The 18,947-nt window shown below is 70.2% G+C and carries 14 protein-coding genes and 1 pseudogene; 6 read left to right on the top strand and 9 right to left on the bottom strand.

All coding sequences use genetic code 11. The features are described 5' to 3' along the window. Positions 1-5 precede the first annotated feature (5 nt). Together moaA and ACFWV3_RS30995 are read left to right on the top strand one after the other, a co-directional pair. Positions 6-1,064, top strand: coding sequence for a GTP 3',8-cyclase MoaA (gene moaA / locus ACFWV3_RS31000; RefSeq protein WP_382416365.1), 1,059 nt, complete (start codon positions 6-8; stop codon positions 1,062-1,064). After that, the gene (locus ACFWV3_RS30995) at positions 1,061-1,327 is read left to right on the top strand and encodes a MoaD/ThiS family protein (protein WP_382416363.1); all 267 of its coding nucleotides are present in this window, start codon (positions 1,061-1,063) and stop codon (positions 1,325-1,327) included. Before moaA ends, ACFWV3_RS30995 begins: the two co-directional genes overlap by 4 nt. Here the strand turns inward: ACFWV3_RS30995 and ACFWV3_RS30990 are convergent. Further along, a complete protein-coding gene (locus tag ACFWV3_RS30990; RefSeq protein ID WP_382416361.1) occupies positions 1,291-3,738 on the bottom strand; it encodes an ATP-binding protein in 2,448 nt (815 codons plus the stop codon). The two genes, ACFWV3_RS30995 and ACFWV3_RS30990, sit on opposite strands and share 37 nt — an antisense overlap. 445 nt (positions 3,739-4,183) lie before the next feature. Between ACFWV3_RS30990 and ACFWV3_RS30985 the strand changes: the two genes are divergently transcribed. Further along, positions 4,184-4,822, top strand: coding sequence for a transglycosylase family protein (locus ACFWV3_RS30985; protein WP_382416359.1), 639 nt, complete (start codon positions 4,184-4,186; stop codon positions 4,820-4,822). A 643-nt stretch (positions 4,823-5,465) separates the two neighbouring features. Here ACFWV3_RS30985 and ACFWV3_RS30980 read toward each other — a convergent pair. From ACFWV3_RS30980 to ACFWV3_RS30965, 4 genes and pseudogenes are all read right to left on the bottom strand, one after another. Further along, a pseudogene (locus ACFWV3_RS30980) lies at positions 5,466-6,358 on the bottom strand (molybdenum cofactor biosynthesis protein MoaE). Continuing rightward, the gene (moaC, locus tag ACFWV3_RS30975) at positions 6,355-6,828 is read right to left on the bottom strand and encodes a cyclic pyranopterin monophosphate synthase MoaC (protein ID WP_382416357.1); all 474 of its coding nucleotides are present in this window, start codon (positions 6,826-6,828) and stop codon (positions 6,355-6,357) included. The pseudogene ACFWV3_RS30980 and the gene moaC overlap by 4 nt, the downstream one beginning before the upstream one ends. 211 nt (positions 6,829-7,039) lie before the next feature. Then, positions 7,040-8,422, bottom strand: coding sequence for an NAD-dependent malic enzyme (locus tag ACFWV3_RS30970; protein WP_382416355.1), 1,383 nt, complete (start codon positions 8,420-8,422; stop codon positions 7,040-7,042). A gap of 125 nt (positions 8,423-8,547) precedes the next feature. Then, positions 8,548-8,733, bottom strand: a complete 186-nt coding sequence (locus ACFWV3_RS30965) for a hypothetical protein (RefSeq protein ID WP_382416353.1) — start codon at positions 8,731-8,733, stop codon at positions 8,548-8,550. 102 nt (positions 8,734-8,835) lie between these two features. Between ACFWV3_RS30965 and ACFWV3_RS30960 the strand changes: the two genes are divergently transcribed. After that, the gene (locus ACFWV3_RS30960; RefSeq protein ID WP_382416351.1) at positions 8,836-11,085 is read left to right on the top strand and encodes a helicase-associated domain-containing protein; all 2,250 of its coding nucleotides are present in this window, start codon (positions 8,836-8,838) and stop codon (positions 11,083-11,085) included. A 121-nt stretch (positions 11,086-11,206) separates the two neighbouring features. Continuing rightward, a complete protein-coding gene (locus ACFWV3_RS30955) occupies positions 11,207-12,127 on the top strand; it encodes a hypothetical protein (RefSeq protein WP_382416349.1) in 921 nt (306 codons plus the stop codon). A 141-nt stretch (positions 12,128-12,268) separates the two neighbouring features. Here the strand turns inward: ACFWV3_RS30955 and ACFWV3_RS30950 are convergent, their stop codons facing one another. From ACFWV3_RS30950 to ACFWV3_RS30935, 4 genes are all read right to left on the bottom strand, one after another. Continuing rightward, a complete protein-coding gene (locus ACFWV3_RS30950) occupies positions 12,269-12,874 on the bottom strand; it encodes an ATP/GTP-binding protein (RefSeq protein WP_030470877.1) in 606 nt (201 codons plus the stop codon). Beyond that, entirely contained in the window at positions 12,855-13,439 is a 585-nt protein-coding gene (locus ACFWV3_RS30945; protein ID WP_382416347.1) for a DUF742 domain-containing protein, read from the bottom strand. Before ACFWV3_RS30945 ends, ACFWV3_RS30950 begins: the two co-directional genes overlap by 20 nt. Before the next feature lie 215 nt (positions 13,440-13,654). Then, positions 13,655-14,074, bottom strand: a complete 420-nt coding sequence (locus ACFWV3_RS30940; protein ID WP_030470879.1) for a roadblock/LC7 domain-containing protein — start codon at positions 14,072-14,074, stop codon at positions 13,655-13,657. Beyond that, entirely contained in the window at positions 14,071-17,409 is a 3,339-nt protein-coding gene (locus ACFWV3_RS30935) for a nitrate- and nitrite sensing domain-containing protein (protein ID WP_382416346.1), read from the bottom strand. The genes ACFWV3_RS30940 and ACFWV3_RS30935 overlap by 4 nt, the downstream gene beginning before the upstream one ends. Before the next feature lie 482 nt (positions 17,410-17,891). Between ACFWV3_RS30935 and ACFWV3_RS30930 the strand changes: the two genes are divergently transcribed. Next, the gene (locus ACFWV3_RS30930; RefSeq protein ID WP_382416344.1) at positions 17,892-18,869 is read left to right on the top strand and encodes an ABC transporter substrate-binding protein; all 978 of its coding nucleotides are present in this window, start codon (positions 17,892-17,894) and stop codon (positions 18,867-18,869) included. Positions 18,870-18,947 lie beyond the last annotated feature (78 nt).

Raw genomic sequence — 18,947 nt, 5'->3', positions numbered from 1 at the left:
ACAAGGTGACAGCAGTGGAGTTGGGCATACCGGTCGTGCGTGGCACGCCTGACGCATCGTCACGTCCGGACACGCCACTGCTGGTCGACAAGTTCGGCCGGGTGGCGAAGGACCTGCGGGTCTCGCTCACCGACCGCTGCAACCTCCGGTGCACGTACTGCATGCCCGCCGAGGGCCTCGACTGGTTGCAGAAGGACGAGCTGCTCACCGACGCCGAGCTGGTCCGGCTGATGCGGATCGCCGTGGTCGACCTGGGCGTGACGGACATCCGCTTCACGGGCGGCGAGCCGTTGCTGCGCCGCGGCCTGGAGCAGGTGATCGCCGCGACGGCCGAGCTCGAACCCCGTCCGCGCATGTCGATGACGTCCAACGGCATCGGGCTGGCCCGCAGGGCGCAGTCGCTGAAGGACGCCGGGCTCAACCGGATCAACATCTCGCTCGACACCCTCGACCCCGCGAAGTTCGCGACGCTGACCAGGCGCGACCGCATCACCGACGTGCTGGACGGCCTCGACGCCGCCCGCGAGGCCGGACTGGAGCCCGTGAAGGTCAACTCCGTGCTGATGCGCGGGATGAACGAGGACGAGGCGGTCCCGCTGCTGCGGTTCTGCGTCGAGAACGGCTACCAGCTGCGGTTCATCGAGCAGATGCCGCTCGACGCGCAGCACGGCTGGACGCGCACGAACATGATCACGGCGGAGGAGATCCTCGCGGAGCTGTCGACGGCGTTCACGCTGACGCCGTCGGAGGTGCCCCGCGGCGGTGCTCCCGCCGAGCGCTGGCTGGTCGACGGCGGCCCCGCGGTCGTCGGCGTGATCGCGTCGGTGACCAGGCCGTTCTGCGCCGCCTGCGACCGCACGCGGCTCACCTCGGACGGCCAGATCCGCAACTGCCTGTTCAGCAACGGCGAGACCGACCTGCGCGCGCTGCTGCGCGACGGCTCCCCCGACGCCGCGATCGCCGACGCCTGGCGCGCCACGATGTGGGCCAAGGCTGCCGGTCACGGCATCAACGACGCGGGCTTCTCGCAGCCCGACCGACCCATGAGCGCCATCGGAGGATGACAGTGAGCACCGCCGTGCAGGTCCGCTACTTCGCGGGCGCCCGTGCCGCGGCCGGGGTGGCCGAGGAGGACCTGCTGCTCGACACCGCCGAGCCGACCGTGGCGCTCGTCGTGAGCACCATCGGCGAACGGCACGGTGACAAGCTCGGCAAGGTGCTCGCCGCGTCGAGCTTCCTGCTGGACGGCGTGGCGGTGCGCGACACCTCGCTGCGCGTGCCCGCCGGGTCTCAGCTGGACGTGCTGCCGCCGTTCGCGGGTGGCTGAGCCTCGAACTCGTCCTGCCAGAACCGGCACCCCGTCTCCTCGGCCAGGGTGAGCCCTGATCGCGTGGCCTCGTCGGCGGCGGTGTGGTCCCCCAGCGACCGGTGGACGCGGGCCAGCACGGCGAGCACCCGGACACCGCGGACTCGCATCTCGCCCTCACGGGCCCGTTCGCGGGCGCGCAGGGCGATCCTCAGCGCCTCGCGAGGCTCCCCCGCCGCGTGGTGGTCGGCGGCCAGGCCGGCCAGGGCGTTGACCTCACCGCGCAGGTAGCCGTTCTTGAGGCTGATGGCCAACGCCTCGTTGTGGGCGCTCATGGCCCTGTCCACGTCCCCCAGCGCGCGGTGGATCTCGCCGAGCGTGTCGTAGCCGTCGCACTCGTCCTTGGAGCTGCTGGCCTCCTGGGCGTGCCGCAACGACTGCAGGGCGAACTCGAGCGCCTCCTCGTGCCGGCCGCGGACGAACGCCAGGACGGCGTGCGAGTCGAGGCCGGGGATGCGGCGGACCAGTCCTGGCGGGGCGACCTCGCGGAGCTCGTCGGCCATGGCCAGGTACCGCTCGGCCAGGTCGTGGTCGCCGAGCAGCTGGCGCACCTCGACGATCGCGTTCAGCGCGAGGATGCGGCCGACGAGCAGGTCCTGCTCCTCCGCGATCTCCAGGGCCCTCGTGACGTGCGCGACCGACGCGGAGAGCGGACCGAGGTCGAGGTGGACGCCGCCGAGGTTGAACAGCACCGCCGGGTTGTCCGGTGACGTCTCGAGCGCCTCGGCCAGCAGCCGCGCGGCGGTGCGCAGCCGACCGAGCTCCCAGTTGACGATGCCGCTGTTGATCAGCAGTGACGTCATCACCCGCTCGTCGCGGTGGACGCGCAGGATCTCGAGGGCCTCGCCGTACTCGTCGACGGCGTCGGCGAGGTTGCCGGTGCTCCAGTGGGCGAGGCCGAGGCTGCCGTGCATGACGGCCAGCGGGACAGGGGCGTCCGCCTGCCTCGCCGCGGCGAGGCCGGCCCTGGCGGCGGCGAACCAGTCGACGTGGTGGGCCTGGAAGTGGAAGTGGCCGCGCAGCATGTCGGTGAGCAGCCAGGCGACCGGGTCGGGGCCCGCCTGCTGGACGGCGGCGACGATGTTGGCGCGTTCGGCGTCGAGCCACGCGACGGCCGCGGCCTCGGTGCCGAGGTCGTGCCTCGGCAGCGACTCGGAGAGCTCGGGCAGGTCGAGGCGGAAGAACTCGCGGTTGAGCGTCTGGGAGGCCGCCTCGGCGTTGAGGAGGTAGTAGTCGAAGAGCCGCTTGCGCGGGCTCCGGTCGTGCGTCAGCCGGACCGCGTACATGCGCAGCAGGTCGTGGAGGCTGTACCTGTCCTCGTCGTGCCGCACCAGGTTCGCGGTCACGAGCAGGCGCAGCGGTTCGCCGGCCGGTTCGCCGAGCAGCGCGGTGGCGGCCTCGGCGCCGAAGTCCTGGCCGGGGATGAGGCCCAGGAGCCGGAACAGCCGTTGCGCCTCACCGGGTTGCGCCTTGTACGACAGGTCGAACGCGGCGTTGACGGCCGCGTCGCCCTCGATCTCCAGCGCGTCCAGCCGGTCGTCGCCGCGCAGGTCGGCGAGGTAGTCGGTGATGTGGCCGGCGGCGACGTTCGCGGCCGCGATCCGCAGCGCCAGCGGCAGGTTCGCGCAGAGCCGCACCAGTTCCGCGCGGTCGTCCGGCGAGCCGCTGATCCGCATGCGCGCCAACAGCTCCTGCGCCTCGTCGTCCGCGAACACGGCCAGCCGGACCTGCTCGTGCTCTGCGAGGTCGGTCCGGCTGGTGACGACGACCCGGCACCGCTCGCCGGACGGCAGCAGCGGCCCGATCAGGTCGCCGGTGGCGTTGTCGATCACCACGAGCACGGCGCGGTCCGCCGTCATCCGCCGGAACAGCTCCGTCTGCGCGTCGAGGTCGACCGGCACCTCCTCGGCCCCGAGCGCGCGCAGGAACCGGTGCAGCGCCTGATGGGGCGTCATGGCGGAGGCGTTGTCGAAGGCGCGGAGGTTCACGTACAGCTGGCCGTCGGGGAACCGCTCGCTCAGCCGGTGCGCGACGTGCACGGCGAGCGAGGTCTTGCCGACGCCGGGCGGCCCGGTGATCGCGAGCACGGGCGCGGTGCTGCCCAGCGCCGCGGCGATCTCGCTCTCCCTGCCGACGAAGTCCGGCAGGTCGGCGGGCAGCTGGTGCGGGCCCGGCTTGCGCAGCACCAGCCGGTAGCCGCCGGGCTCGGTGATGACCTGCTCGGTGGCGCGCAGCCGTTGGACGAGGTTGCGCAACGCCTGCTTGGGGTTGGCCGGCCGGTCGTCACCCCAGACCGCCTCGACCAGTTCGTCGAACGCCACGGCCCTGCCCGGCCGGGAGGCGAGCGCCTGCCGCAGCGCGTCGAGTCTCATGTCTTCAGATCATGGCCAAACGACAGCCCTCCCGGAACAGGTTTCGAGTCGCTCCCGACCGCCTCCGACGCGCCCCCGATAGGCGCAACAAGCGTGAGCCACGACTCACTTTCCGTGATTGATCTCGGTCGATCTCAAGATGGAAACGAACCGATAACGGCACCTTTGAGCTGCTGTTTTGTCGGTTCCACACAACCCGCCGAAACGTTACAGTGACACGGGTCACAGTCGCAAACATTTGGCGAGCGCGGTTTCGGTTACGTACGGTCGCTCCTCGGCTGGCCCGAACCAGCCAGAAGCACGACCGGAGAGCCCAGCACCGAACCCAGTCCGACGGGCTCCCCGGAACACCCCCGAGCGAGAGAAACCGCCGGACTGGGACGCAGGGACGTACCGGGCCCCGAACCCGAGCCCCTGGCAGCAGGTGTGGTGGACCGAGAGGCACATGGCTTTCAACCGAGGCAAGCAGGGCAAGCACGGCTCCGCCGCTCGCACTATCGCCAAGGTCGCGGCTGTCGGCATCATCGCCGGCGCCCCTCTGGGCCTGGCCGTTGGCACCGCCAACGCCGCCCCTGGAATGGACTGGGACGCACTCGCGCAGTGCGAGGCCAGTGGCAACTGGGCCACCAACACCGGCAACGGCTTCTACGGTGGCCTGCAGTTCACGCAGCAGACCTGGAACGGCCACGGCGGTGTGGGCAACCCCGCCAACGCCTCCCGTGAGCAGCAGATCGCCGTCGCCGAGCGCGTGCTCGCGTCGCAGGGCCCCGGCGCCTGGCCGGCCTGCAGCGCGAAGCTGGGCGCCTACACGGGCAAGAAGACGACCCCGGCCCCCGCGCAGCAGCGCAAGGCCCCGGTCCAGCAGCGCACGGCCGCCGCGCCGGTGCAGCAGGCCCCGGTCGTGTCGCTCCCCGGCTCGACGTCGAACCCGAACGGGAACTACGAGATCAAGGCCGGCGACACGCTGTCGAAGATCGCGACCGAGAACAAGGTCGAGGGTGGCTACCAGGCCATCGTGGAGAAGAACAAGGGGTTCATCACGAACCCCGACCTGATCTTCCCCGGGCACAAGATCCAGATCTGATCTGGAGTTTTTGACGCGGTCCCTGGTTTGTGGGGCTGATGCTATGCGGCAGGGATCTCACCGTTACCCCCCGGCGGTGAGGTCCCTGTTTGCGTTGGGCTGGGGCCGTGCGGGTTTCGGCTTGATCGCCGTTGCGGTTCCAGCGTGGTCGCCTTTGGTGGTTCCGTGCCTGTTCCAGCGTGGGCATGCACCTCGGACGAAGCAGCTGGGTACATCGCCGCTGCGCGACGATTGCGATTGGGGCTTGACTTCGGGGCCCTTGCGAGGCGCTGGTTCGGCCGGAAAAGGCCGGATGCTCCGCACCCGGCCGATCCACTAGTGGTAGCACCTCGCACCCAAAGTCAAGCCCCAATCGCAAAACCACGAGTGGGTTCACCGCTACCCATCGGCGTCAGGTCTTTCCGGCTCGCCTTCGGCATCGCGGTCGCGAGTGCGTGGGGGGTTGTTACTGCTCGCCTTCGGCATCGCGTTTGTGGGCGTGCGGGGTGCGGGGTGCGGCTGAGTTTCGTTCGCCGGAGTGTCAGACCCTCTGAGTACGTTGGGTCGCGGGGGACCTGAAATCGAAGGGGACCCCTGCGCCAGCGTGCCCTGGCATGGCCGTCGGTCACGTTCCGGCGAGCCGCCGGTCAGGCGCGGACTGCGGTCAGGGGCAGTTGACCCACTCGTCCTTGCCGTCCGAGAACACCTGCCGCTTCCACACCGGCAGCCGCGCCTTGACCTCGTCCACCAGGTCGGAGCAGAGGGCGAAGGCCTCCCCGCGGTGTTCGGCTGCCACGGCGCAGGCGAGGGCCACGTCGCCGATCTTCAGCGGACCTACCCGGTGTGAGACGGCGATGCCGTGGACACCGGGGTACTTCGAGGCCAGGGTGTCGACCACCTCGGCCACCACGTCGGAGGCCGAGGGGTGGGAGTGGTACTCGAGCTCCAGCACGGAGCGGCCGCCGTCGTGGTCTCGCACCACGCCGGAGAAGGTGACCACCGCTCCTGCTCGGTCCGAGGCCACCAGGGCCGCGTGTTCCTCCACGGACAGCGGTTCCTCGGTCACGAGGGCTCGCAGCACCACGCTCACCTGTGGTCACCTCCGCGCAGTTGGTCGAGTGCATGGTCCACGACGGTGCCGAGGACTTCCAGGCCGTCGCGGACGCCGCCCGTCGAGCCCGGCAGGTTGACGATCAGGGTTCTGCCCGCGACGCCCGCGACGCCTCGCGACAGGACGGAGCCCGGGACGCGTGGCCAGCCGGACATGCGGATCACGTCGGCCAGGCCGGGGATCTCGTAGTCCAGGACGGCTCGGGTCATCTCCGGGGTGCGGTCGGTCGGGTTGATGCCGGTGCCGCCGGTCGTGATGACCAGGTCGGCGCCGGACGTCACCGCCGCGACCAGGGCCTCGCGGACCGGGTCGCCGTCGGGGACGACCGATGGCATCGGGGTCGAGAAGCCTCGCTCGACCAGCCACGCCAGGATGAGCTGGCCGCTGCGGTCCTCGTAGACGCCGGCAGCGGCTCGGTTCGAGGCGGTGATGACCGCTGCCTTCACGGGCGCACCCACAGTCCGGACTTGCCGCCTTCCTTGCGTTCCACGCGCACCGCGTCCAGGGAGGCGGCCGGGTCGACCGACTTCACCATGTCGTGCAGGGTCAGGCCCGCCACGGAGACGGCGGTCAGGGCTTCCATCTCCACGCCCGTGCGGTCGGTGGTGCGGACGGTGGCCGTGATCAGGACCGAGTCCTCGGCCAGGGCCAGGTCCACCACCACCGACGACAGGGCGATCGGGTGGCACAGCGGCACGAGCTCCCAGGTGCGCTTCGCCGCCATGATGCCGGCGATGCGGGACGTCGCCAGGGCGTCGCCCTTGGGCAGGCCGTCGGCGCCCAGCAGCGCGACCACCTCGGCTGTCGTGTGCAGGACACCGGTGGCCACGGCCGTGCGGGTCGTCTGCTCCTTGCCGGAGACGTCGACCATGCGGGCCGCGCCTTGGGAGTCCAGGTGGGTGAACTGCTTGGTCATACCGCGATCGTATGCCTGCCCGAGAACGACGGCCCGTGCCGAAATCCCTAGTGCGGTGACCACAATCCTCACCGGGTTGTGCGGGGCCCAGGTGGACGCCTCGCGGCACCTCCCCCACGCCCCCGTACCACCAGTACGAGGACGTGGGGGAGGCACCACGATGCGTCGCCCTGGACCGCGCACAACCCGGCAAGGGTTCGTGGTCACCGCACTAGGAGGTCGCGGCCTTCCGGACGGCCTCGGCCACGGCGGGCGCGACGGTGTTGTCGAAGACCGACGGGACGATGAACGACGCGTTGAGGCGGTCGCCGTCCACCACGTCGGCGATGGCCGCGGCGGCGGCCAGCAGCATCGCGTCGGTGATCGTCTTGGCGTGCGCGTCCAGCAGGCCGCGGAACACGCCGGGGAACGCCAGCACGTTGTTGATCTGGTTCGGGAAGTCCGAACGGCCCGTCGCCACGACGGCGGCGTGCTGCTGGGCCTCCATCGGGTCGATCTCCGGGTCCGGGTTCGCCAGCGCGAACACGATGGCGTCCTTGGCCATCGTCGCGACCTGCTCGGCGCCGAACAGGTTCGGGGCCGAGACGCCGATGAACACGTCCGAGCCGACCAGCGCGTCGTGCAGGCGGCCGGCCTGGTTGTCCTTGTTCGTGGACGCGGCGATCGACTTCAGGTTCGAGTCGAGGCCGGGGCGGTCGCGGTGCACGATGCCGTCGACGTCGACGGCGATGATGTCGCCCGGCGTCTGGGCCTGCAGCAGGCGGATGATCGCGGAACCGGCCGCGCCGACGCCGCAGACCGTGATGCGGCAGTCCTTGATGTCCTTGCCCACCACGCGAAGCGCGTTGCGCAGGGCCGCGACGACGACGATCGCCGTGCCGTGCTGGTCGTCGTGGAAGACCGGGATGTCGAGCTTCTCGCGCAGGCGGGCCTCGATCTCGAAGCAGCGCGGGGCGGAGATGTCCTCGAGGTTGATGCCGCCGTACACGGGGGCGATGAGCTCCACCGCGCGGATGATCTCCTCGGTGTCCTGGGTGTCCAGGCAGACCGGCCAGGCGTCGACGCCCGCGAACTTCTTGAACAGCGCGGCCTTGCCCTCCATCACCGGCAGGGCGGCGGCGGGGCCGAGGTTGCCCAGGCCCAGCACGGCCGAGCCGTCGGTGACGACGGCGACGGTGTTGCGCTTGATGGTCAGGCGGCGCGCGTCGTCCGGGTTCTTGGCGATCGCCTCGCAGACGCGGGCGACACCCGGCGTGTACGCGCGGGAGAGGTCGTCGCGGTTGCGGAGCGGGACCTTCGACGAGATCTCGATCTTGCCGCCGAGGTGCACGAGGAACGTGCGGTCCGACACCTTGCGGACGACGATGCCGGGCAACGTCTCCAGCGTGTCGGTGATGTCCTTGGCGTGGTTCGCGGAGAGCGCGTTGCACGTGAGGTCGATGACGACGCGGTCGTTGTGCGACTCCACGACGTCGAACGCCGTGATGACACCGCCCGCACGGCCGACGGCCGAGGTGAGGTCACCCGCGGCGCTCGCTGACGGCGGCGCCTCCAGACGAACGGTGATCGAGTAACCAGGGCCGGGGACCGGCATCGTCTTCCTCCCACGCAGTGCTGCTCAAGCGGGAAGTGAGCCTATCCCCGGGCCCATTGCGGTACGCACGCGACTCGGCAGTCTTAAGACCGCCCTGACAGTCCGATCAGGACTGCTCGCGCGGCTCAGGACTTGTTGATCTCGGTCACCGGGTGCGTGTAGCCGAGGTCCTCGACCGGCAGCGGGAACGTCACCGCGCCGAACGGGGAGAGCGCACCCTGGCTGTCGCTGGTCAGTTCGGTGACGGGGTGGCCGCCGTCGGGGCCCTCCGGCCAGTGCGGGTCGACCCGTCCAGGGCGTCCTTTCGCCACTTTCTCCTCCTCGGTGGTGCCGATGACGCGACAAGTGTGACAGACCTGGTTTCCCCACCTGGCGACGATGCGATGTCGTCCGGTCCATATACCGTGGTGAGAATGTCCGGCACCACTCTCGCCGACTGGCTGCGCGCCAGGGACGACGCCGCACTCATCGCGCTGCTGCGCGCGCGTCCTGACCTGGCAACGCCCCCACCTGCCGATATGTCCGTGCTCGCGACACGGGTCGGCACCAGGGCGTCGATCGCGCGCGCCTGCGAGGACCTCGACACGTTCACCCTCGCCGTGCTCGAGGGGCTGGTCGTCCAGGGTGCGGACACCGATCCCGTGGCGTTGACCACACTCGCCGGGGTGCTCGGGCCCGACGTGAAGCCCAAACCGCTCAAGCAGGCCGTCGCGAAGCTGCGGTCGCTGGCGCTCGCCTGGGGCGACGACGAGCTGTCGGTCCCGCCGGTCACCCGCGAGGCGTTCGGCACGTTCCCCGGCAACCTGGGCCGCGCGACCGGGCAGACCTACGACCTCGCCGGCATCAGCGAGGGCGAGCAGCGGGTCCTGCACAAGCTCGCCGCCGGACCGCCGATCGGCGAGACGAGGGACGCCTCCAGGGTCGTGCCGCTCGACAAGGCGGAGACCCCGGTGCAACGGCTGCTCGCCCGCGGCCTGCTGCTGCGGCGCGACCCCGGCACCGTCGAGCTGCCCAGGGAGATCGCGTTCGAGCTGCGCGGCACCCGGCCGCTCGGCCCGATCCAGGTGACCGAGCCGAAGCCGAAGACCACCTCGCTGCAGCCGGCGAGCATCGACGCGACGGGCGGCGGCGAGGCGCTGGAGCTCGTCCGGCACGTCGAGAACCTGCTCGCGAGCTGGTCGGCCGAACCGCCGCCGGTGCTGCGGACCGGCGGGCTGGGCGTCCGCGAGCTGCGCAAGGTCGCCAAGGACCTGAACGTCGACGAGCAGCGGGCCGCCCTGCTGATCGAGCTCGTCGTCGGCGCGGACCTCGTCGCCAACACCGAGGCCGCCGAGCCCGAGTGGGTGCCGACGACCAAGGCCGACGTGTGGATCGCCGCGACCGCCGAGGTCCGCTGGGCCACGATCGCGCACGCCTGGCTGGAGCTGCCGAGGCTGCCGGCGCTGGTCGGCCGCCGCGACGAGAAGGACCGGCTCTTCACCCCGCTCGCGGACGAGATCCGCCGCGCCCAGGCACCGCGCGACCGCCGGTGGGTCCTGGAGACGCTCGCCGCGTTCCCGGGGGGCACCGCGGTCGCGAGCCCGGCCGAGCTGGCCGCGCTGCTCGGCTGGCGGGCGCCGCGCCGGGGCGGCAGGCAGCGCGACGAGCTGGTGCGCTGGACGGTCGAGGAGGGCACCGCGGTCGGCGTGCTCGCACTCGGCGCGATCACCAGCGCCGGCCGCGTGCTGCTCGACGAGGGACCCGGCCACGCCGCCAAGACCCTCGCCGACGCGCTGCCGGACCCGCTCGACCACGTGCTGGTGCAGGCCGACCTCACCGTCGTCGCCCCCGGCAGGCTCGAACCGGACCTCGCGGACGAGATGGCGCTCGTCGCGGACGTCGAGTCGGCGGGCAGCGCCACGGTCTACCGGATCGGCGAGACCACCGTGCGGCGTGCGCTCGACGCCGGGCGCACCGCCGACGACCTGCACGAGCTCTTCAAGCTCCGCTCCCGCACGCCGGTGCCGCAGTCGTTGACGTACCTGATCGACGACGCCGCCCGGCGCCACGGCAGGCTGCGCGGCGGGGCCGCCGGCTCGTTCCTGCGCTGCGACGACCCGGTGCTGGTCAGCGAGGTCCTCGCGCACCCTGAGGCCGCCCGGCTGGAGCTCCGCCGGATCGCGCCGACGGTGCTGGTGAGCCCGCTGCCGCTGGCGGACGTGCTGGACGGCCTGCGGTCGGCCGGGTTCGCCCCCGCCGCGGAGGGTCCCGACGGCCAGGTGCTCGACCTGCGTCCCGGCGGGCGCAGGACCACCCCGAGGCAGCGGTCGGCGCGGAAACCGGCGTCACCGGCCGTGCCCGCCGACGAGCGGCTGGGTGAACTCGTCCGGCTGGTCCGAGCCGGTGATCGCGCCGCCGCGACACCACGGGGTGAACGCGTCGCCGTTCCCGGACATCTCGGCGCCGGTCCGTCAGCCACCTTGTCGCTGCTCCAGCAGGCCGCACGGGCCCGGCGCAGGGTCCTGGTCGGTTTCGTCGACTCCCACGGCACGGCGGCACAGCGGGTAATCGAGCCGCACGTCGTCGGTGGCGGAGTGCTGGAGGGGTACGACCACAGCTACGGAGAGGTGCTGAGGTTCCCACTCCATCGCATCACGTCCGCCGCGTTGGTGGACGAGGACTGACAGCCGGTCATCCCCCGGTCAGTGCCGCGTGATCACCCGTGCGTGGCCGTTGCCCGACCTAGCGTCGGTGGGCGTGGACGTTCCCGAAGGACGTCCGCACCGACCAAGGAGGTCCCGCACGATGGCCAGCTCCCGGTGGGCTTTGCGAGCCGCCGCCACCGTCACGGCACTGGCGTTCGCCTTGCCGTTCTCCTCGGGCACGGCGTCAGCCGACCCGATCCTCGTGCTCCTGCAGGACAACCAAGTCAACGCGAACGCGGGGGTGAGCGGCAACGTCGACCTGCTGGACGTCGCGGCCGGCGCCCACGTCGCCCTCGACACCGGACCCGGCATCACCGTGATGGACAACGGCGGCATCCAGCTCGCGCTGGGCCTCGCGGCCCAGGTCGACGCGGACGTGGACGCCGGGGTCGACCTCGGCACCGTCGTGGACGCCGACGTGGACGCCGTCGTGGACACCGACATCGACGCCGACGTGGACGCGATCGTCGACGCTGACGTGGACGCCGTCGTGGATGCCGACATCGATGCTGACGTCGACGCCGACGTGGCTGCCGGCGTGGACGTCGACACCGACATCGACACGGTGGTGGACGCGGCCGTGGACGCCGCGGCGGTAGTTGACACGGATGTCGCTGCCGACGTGAGCGCAACGGTTGACCTCGCGCCCACCACCGCCGTCGACCCGGCCGTGGCACCGCTCGTCGCCGCGCCGCCCGTCCCGGTGGTCGACGCCGACGTGGACGCCGTCGTCGACGCCGATGTGAACGCTGTCGTCGACGCTGACGTGGACGCCATCATCGACGCCGATGTGAACGCTGTCGTTGACGCCGTGGTCGATGCCGATGTGGACGTCGACGCCGGCATCGGTCTCGGCACCGTCGTCGGGCCGTCCGGCCACCACTGCCACCACCACGGCCTGCTCGACGGCCTGCTGGACATCGGCATCGGCGCGGGCGTCGGTGTCGGCGCGGGCGTGGACCTCGGTGATGGTGGCGTCGACCTCGGCGCCATCGTCGGCGTCGGCGTGGTCATCGGCTAGCAGCAGCACCCCACGGCGGAGGGAGAACTGCTTGGACGATCGGCGAACGAACTAGGTCAGACCGCAACGACGAGGCGAGCGCCGCACCCGGAGGTGGCGCTCGCCTCGTCGCACGTTCTGCAGTTGTCCCGCGAGAGGAGGTCAGCCCGCCCGGACCGACATCCACTGGCGCATGGCGTGCTCGACCAGCGTGATGAGCGTCTGCTTCGTCGACTGCCGGTTTCGCGCGTCACACGTCACGATCGGCACCGACTCGTCGATCGTCAGCGCCTCGCGCACGTCCTCCAGCCGGTGGTGGAGGAGCCCGTCGAAGCAGTTGACGCCCACGACGTACGGCAGCTGCCGGTCGTCGAAGAAGTCGATCGAGGCGAACGCGTCCGCGAGCCTGCGGGTGTCGACCAGGACGATGGCGCCGATGGCACCACGGACCAGGTCGTCCCACATGAACCAGAAGCGGTGCTGACCCGGTGTACCGAAGAGGTACAGGATCAGGTCGCTGTCGAGCGACACGCGGCCGAAGTCCATCGCGACGGTCGTGGTGACCTTGTTGGGCGTGGCGGAGAGGTCGTCCACCCCCGCGCTGGCCTCGGTCATCACCGCCTCGGTGGTCAACGGGACGATCTCGGACACCGAGCCGACGAACGTCGTCTTGCCCACACCGAAGCCACCCGCCACCACGATCTTGGCGGAGGTCGTCGGCTTCCGTGCGCCCTCGGCGCCCTGGGGACTAGAGCCTGCGAAGCCCACTGAGCACCCTCTCCAGGAATTCCATGGAAGGCCGGTCCCCCACGACCAGACCGCCCTGGTGAATCAAAACCAATCCCATGCTTGCCATGTCGCCGATCAACACCCGTACGACGCCTAGAGGCAAGCGCAGGAGTGCTGCGACCTCGGCCACCGACCGCGTGTCCACGCACAACCCGCAGATGGACCTGTGCTCGGGAAGCACCGCGGCATCCCGTTCGAGGCCCTTTTCGCTGGTCGAAATCAGCGCCTCGATAGCCAGGTCGTAGTCGGGTCGTGTGCGTCCACCGGTGCGTGTGTAAGGCCGCACCAGTGAACCCGAGTCCGCAGCTGCATTCTCCTCGGGGCGCACAACGGATTGTGCACCGGTGTTGTATGCCGGCTGCGCACCAGTGCTGTACACCGGCTGCGGCCCCGTGGTGTACGGCAGTTGTTCTGGTACCGCGTCCGGCATCTCGTGCTGGCCGAAGAGGTCCGCACCGGGTCCACCGAACAACCCGGTGCCGTACCCGTCTATGTCGAACCGGTTCGGCACGTCGTCGTACGGATACGACGACGAGTCGTCCACCTCACGCTGAGACATATCGCCTAGCCCTTGCCCTGTAACCCGCTCATCGTGGGGTGCGTCCTCGGCTTCCTCTGATTCTTGGGGTATCGCGTCAGGCTCGTCGAACTGGAACCCACCAGCGGCCCACTCCTGGTAGTTGAAGTTCCTACCGAGTCCACGGCCTCTAGCGCCAGGTCTCCCAGCCATTTGTTCTCACCCCTGAACCCAAGTGAGGTCTAGCGACGGACCACACCCTGAAGCTGCGCGCGCAGCTCAGGGGTGAGTTGTTGACCGACTCTCTCCACCAGAAGCGTCATCTCGTAAGCCACCAGGCCGATGTCACAGTTCGGTGCCGCCAGGACGGCAAGGCACGAGCCGTCACTGATGGACATGAGGAACAGGTAACCCCGCTCCATCTCGACAACGGTCTGGTTGACCCCGCCTGCCTCGAAGCAGCGGGCAGCACCCTGTGTGAGGCTGACCAGCCCTGACGCGACGGCGGAGAGCTGCTCTGCGCGGTCCCGGGGCAGCCCCTGGGACCCCGCGAGCAACAGCCCGTCCGCGGACACCACGACGGAATGTGCCACGCCGGGCACCCTCCGCACGAAGTCGGTGATAAGCCAACCAAAGCTGCCTGGCTGCGCTGCGGTCGTCACTCCTGCTCCTCGTTCTGCCGGCTCGACTGGTCACCAGCGTATGCCTCGATCAATGCGTGCCGGCCTCGCCGGACACCACTTTGCAGACTCGACATCCGTCCGCGCACCGCGTCGGCGGTGCGGGGCGGCAGCGGCGGGCGCTGCGCTGTCTGCGTCAGGGACTGCGGCTTGGGTGCTGCAGATCCTGGCACGAGCTGAGCCTTCGGTGTCCGTTTCGGCAATCCTGCCGTGGTCTTCGTCTCCGGCGTCTTGTTCAACAACGCCTGAGCCGCTTGCCATCCCTCATCGGCAGGCGATTGCCAAGCCGATTCGGAAACGGGCGCCGCTGCTGGAGTCTCCTCCAGAACGGGCTCCGGTTCCACAACTCGCTCCTGCTCGGCCGGTGCCACTTCTTCCTCGACCGCCTTCTGGACCTTCACGCGCGGCTGGCGCACGGGGAGGCCGGCTGCGGACGTGGTGGTGGGTGCCACCGCGGGGACAGGCTTGCGGGTACGGGTCGGGAGCTCGGGCTCCGGCCCGTCCGACAACGGAGGGGTCGACGGGGGCTCGTCGATGTACTCGACACCGCCCTTGTCGACGCTGCCCGGTCCGGACTCGACGTGCCCGTTGGACGCGGCCGTCTCGTCGTGCCCAGCGGCCGGACGGACCGGCTGGGCGGCGGATGCGGACGTCTCACTGCCCACCGCCTGGAACCACTGCGACAGGACGGCCTCGTAGATCGGGAGGCGCTCCGTCGGGGCGTCCAGGTCGTGCTCGACCTGCTTGCCCGACGTGCCGTTGCGGTGGCCCATGCCGATGTCGAGCCGGCCCTGGTCGACCGAGGCGCGCGAGACGCCGTTGGTCGAGGCCGGTTCGTCGTCGATCGGCGGGATGGGCACGAACTGCGTGGTCTCGTACCCGGGCTCGAAGGAGATCTCGCCCGGCTCCTCGTGCCGGTCCTCGTAGGCCGTGAAGAGGGTCGGCTCGCCGAACGAGCCTTCCGGCTCCACCGCCGCGAGCTGGTCACGACGCCACCGCTCGGACGGCGTCGAGTCCTCGATCGGCGGGTCGCTGTAGACGGGGATCGCCGTCGCGCCCGCACCGGTGTCGGTGATCGAGCTCGGCACGAAGTTGACCGGGATGCTCGGGCTCGACTCGTCGATCCTCGGCGTGAGGCCGGTCGAGCCGGTGGAACCGCCGAACGCGCCGGCGATGCCGCTGGCCCTGGTGGCCGTCGTGCCGATCTCGGTCGTGTGCTCGGCCGGCGTCTGCACCGGTGCCATCGAGGGCGACGACATGGTGGGCGACGACATGCCGAACGCGGAGGCCAGCGAGCCGGATCCGGTCGGCGGGGTCGAGACGGGGGCCTGACCGGGGATCGCGATGAGCGTCTCCGGCACGATCACCAGTGCCGTCGTGCCGCCCTCGATGTCCTCGTTGCCCCGCAGGCGGACCTTGATGTCGTGGCGCTTGGCGAGCCGCGCGACCACGTACAGGCCCATTCGGCGGGAGACGGCGACGTCGACGTCCGGCGGGTCCGCCAGGCGCTCGTTCGCGTCCAGGATCTCCTGGTCGCCCATGCCCACGCCGCGGTCCTGGATCTCGATCGCCAGCTCGCCCTTGCGGGTCTTGGCCGTGCGAACGGTGACCTTGGTGACCGGGTCGGAGAACGCCGTGGCGTTGTCCAGCAGCTCGGCGATGAGGTGCACGAGGTCGTTGACCGCGCGGCCCTGGACCGTGAGGTCCGGGGTCTGGCCGACCTGCACGCGGGCGTACTGCTCGACCTCGGAGACCGCGGCGCCGAGGACCTCGGCGGCCGGGACGGGACGGGTCAGGCGCCGCGAGAGGTCCGTGCCCGAGAGGACCAGGAGGTTCTCCGAGTTGCGGCGCATGCGGGTCGCGAGGTGGTCCAGCTCGAACAGCGAGGCCAGCTGGTCCGGGTCCTGCTCGTCCTGCTCCAGCCGGTCGATCAGGTTCAGCTGGCGCTCGACCAGGGCCTGAGAGCGGCGGGAGAGGTTGACGAACATCGCGTTGACGTTGTCGCGCAGGAGGGCCTGCTGGGCGGCCAGTCGCACCGCTTCACCGTGCACCGCGTCGAACGCGCGCGCCACCTGGCCGACCTCCTCCCGCGTGTGCACCGGCACCGGTTCGACGGCGGTCTTGGCCGCGTTCTCCGGGTTCGGGTCCGCGAGGATCCGCTCGACCGCGTCCGGAAGGCCGTGGTCGGCGACGTCGAGGGCGGTGCGGCGCAGCGTGCGCAGCGGGTTGAGGATCGAGCGGGCGACGAACAGCGCCATGAGCAACGCGAGCGCGAGGATCGCGAGCACGACGCCGGACTCGATGTACGCCCTGGTGCGGGTGTCGCTGGAGAGCTCGTCGGTCTTGTTCTGCAGCTGCTCGACCAGCAGGTTCTCGACGTCACGGGTCAGGTTGACCGTCAGCGTGGCGGCGATGTCCCACTTCTCGGACGTCAGCTGGCTGAAGTCCTTCTTGCCGCCGGCCTGCTGGTTGAGCGCCGACTCCTGCATGTCGTTCGCGGTGTCGACGATCAGGCCGGTGACGGTGTCGTCGTAGATCTTCGCCTGTTCCGGCGTCGCGGCCTTGCGGAAGTCGTTGCGGGCCGCGTCGAGCTCGGCGTCCGCCGCCTGCAGGGCGCGCGTCTGGGACGGCGTGAACGCCTTGCGCTGGAAGACGTCCAGGAGGATCGCCCGCTTGAGCGACTCCTGCTCCTTGATGCGCGCGATGGCGTTCGTGGTCAGGTGCAGTCGCACCAGTTCCGGGTCGTTGATCTCGGCGATCGTCGTCTCACCGAGGTTGATGAGCGTCTCGATGGACTCCGAGTAGGTGCGCTGGACGGCTTCCGCGGGGTACTGGGTGTCGCGCACCGAGTTGCGGAGGCTGTTCAGGCGGTCGAGCTGCTTGGCCGCGACCTGGAACCGCTCGACGGCGGTCGGGTTCAGGTCGGAGCTCAGCTCGGAGATCTTGGCGTTGAAGGCCTCGCTGGTGTCGTTCACGCGGCGCAGCTGGCGCTCGAGGACGACCCGGTCGACCTTCTTGTTCGACGCGACGTAGCTGACCGACAGGTCGCGCTCGCGCTGCAGCTGCTGCACGAGGTCGGCGACCGCTGTCTCGAGCTGGATCTGGTTCGCGAGGTTGTTGAACTCCGTCGCGGCCTGGAGGTCGCCGCGGACGCGCAGACCACCCAGGGCAAGGGCACAGACCGTCGGGATCAGCAGGACGGCGAGCAGCTTCGTGCGCAGCCGCCAGTTGCGCAGGCGCCATGGCGCGGATCGGGCAGGTCCTGAACCGGTTCCGGGTGCGATCTCGCGACTCACCGGGTCCGGTGTCACGTTCATCGTTCCGTCACCCAGCGCAGCCAGTCCGTCACCCGATTCGGGCCTTTCGGAGCGTGTGGTGTCACCCACGCCAAACTGGCTGGGACCTCTCTCACGTCGGGCCACTCTGGGCTTCCTCTTCCAGCAGCAGTGTCCCGGTCTCTCCCCAGGACCGAGCATGGACTCGTCAAACGGGCCGAATTGCAGCACAGAGGCGGTTCACCCGGTGAGGCGCCCCACCCCGTCTGAAGACACGTCGGTCGACAACAACCTGTGCCACCCGGCGGGGAGCGTAATGGTCACCCCCTGTCCGGGGGAAGTCTCCAGAAGCACTCACCGTATCGAGATGGGGTGTCGTTTCATACGTTCAGGTGGTTAACATCCCCGGTTGTCGGCACGCCCCACGTCCGTCCGAACGCCCAGTTCGGACAGCGGACCACCTGGTCTGTGGCGACACTCACTGATCAATTCGATGCTACTCAGGCCTACCGGCGAGAGGTGCCATGGCTACCCGAGCCAAAGCTCTGCGGCTTGCCGCAGTGCTCATCACGTGTGTTCTGACCGCGAGCTGCGGCCTGTTCGGAGGTTCGTCGAACGGCGGCAACGCGGACGTGGAGCGCAACATCCTGCGCATCGGCGTGCTGCCCGTCGTCGACGTGGCCCCGCTGCGCATCGCGCTGACCGAAAAGCTGTTCGAGAAGGCCGGACTGCAGGTCAACCTGGTCACTCAGCCCAGCGAGGCCGAAGCCATCAAGCAGCTGGACACCACGCTGGACATCACGTGGGCCACGCACGTCAGCCTCTTCCGGGCCGTCGCCGAGGGCACCGAGCTGCAGCTGCAGGGCGAGGCCTACCAGGCAGGCCCGAACTCGATGGCGCTGGTCACGGCCTCGAACTCGAGCTACGACGACGCCGGCAAGAACCCCAGCCCGACCATCGCCGTGAACAGCGAGACCGACATCGGCGCGCTGACGACGCGTGCCGTGCTGGACACCGCCGCGGTCGAGAAGCAGAAGATCAAGTTCAAGTCCATGCCGTTCGCGGACATGGAGAACGCGCTGACCTCCGGCACGGTGGACGCGGCGTTCATGATCGAGCCGTTCATCACGAAGGCGCAACGGAAGATCGGCGCGAAGATCCTCAGCGACACCGCGCGCGGCCCGACACTCGACTTCCCGATGTCCGGCTACGCGGCGTCGAAGAAGTTCGCCGACGCGAACCCGAAGACCCTCAGGGTGTTCCGGGACGTGCTCCGCGAGGCCCAGCAGCGCGCCCAGGGCAACAAGCTGGCCGTGCAGGACTCGCTGACCAGCTACGCCGACGTCGACCAGCCGACCGCCGCGCTCGTGTCCGTGGGCACGTTCCCGCTGTCGTTGAACCCGATCCGGCTCCAGCGGGTCGCCGACATGATGGACACCGAGGACGTGCTCTCGGGCCGCCTGGACGTGCAGCAGCTGCTGCCGCCGGGCACGACGAGCTAGCGACGCCGCTGCTCAGGGCATGCGGAAGTGGGGGGAGGGGGGCCCCCCCCCCCCCCCACTACCTCACGGGCTCACGCG

The organism is Lentzea sp. NPDC059081 (assembly GCF_042738015.1).
GTDB lineage: Bacteria > Actinomycetota > Actinomycetes > Mycobacteriales > Pseudonocardiaceae > Lentzea.
The sequence above is the reverse complement of the archived record's forward strand: the minus strand, read 5'-3'. Positions and strand labels throughout refer to the sequence as shown.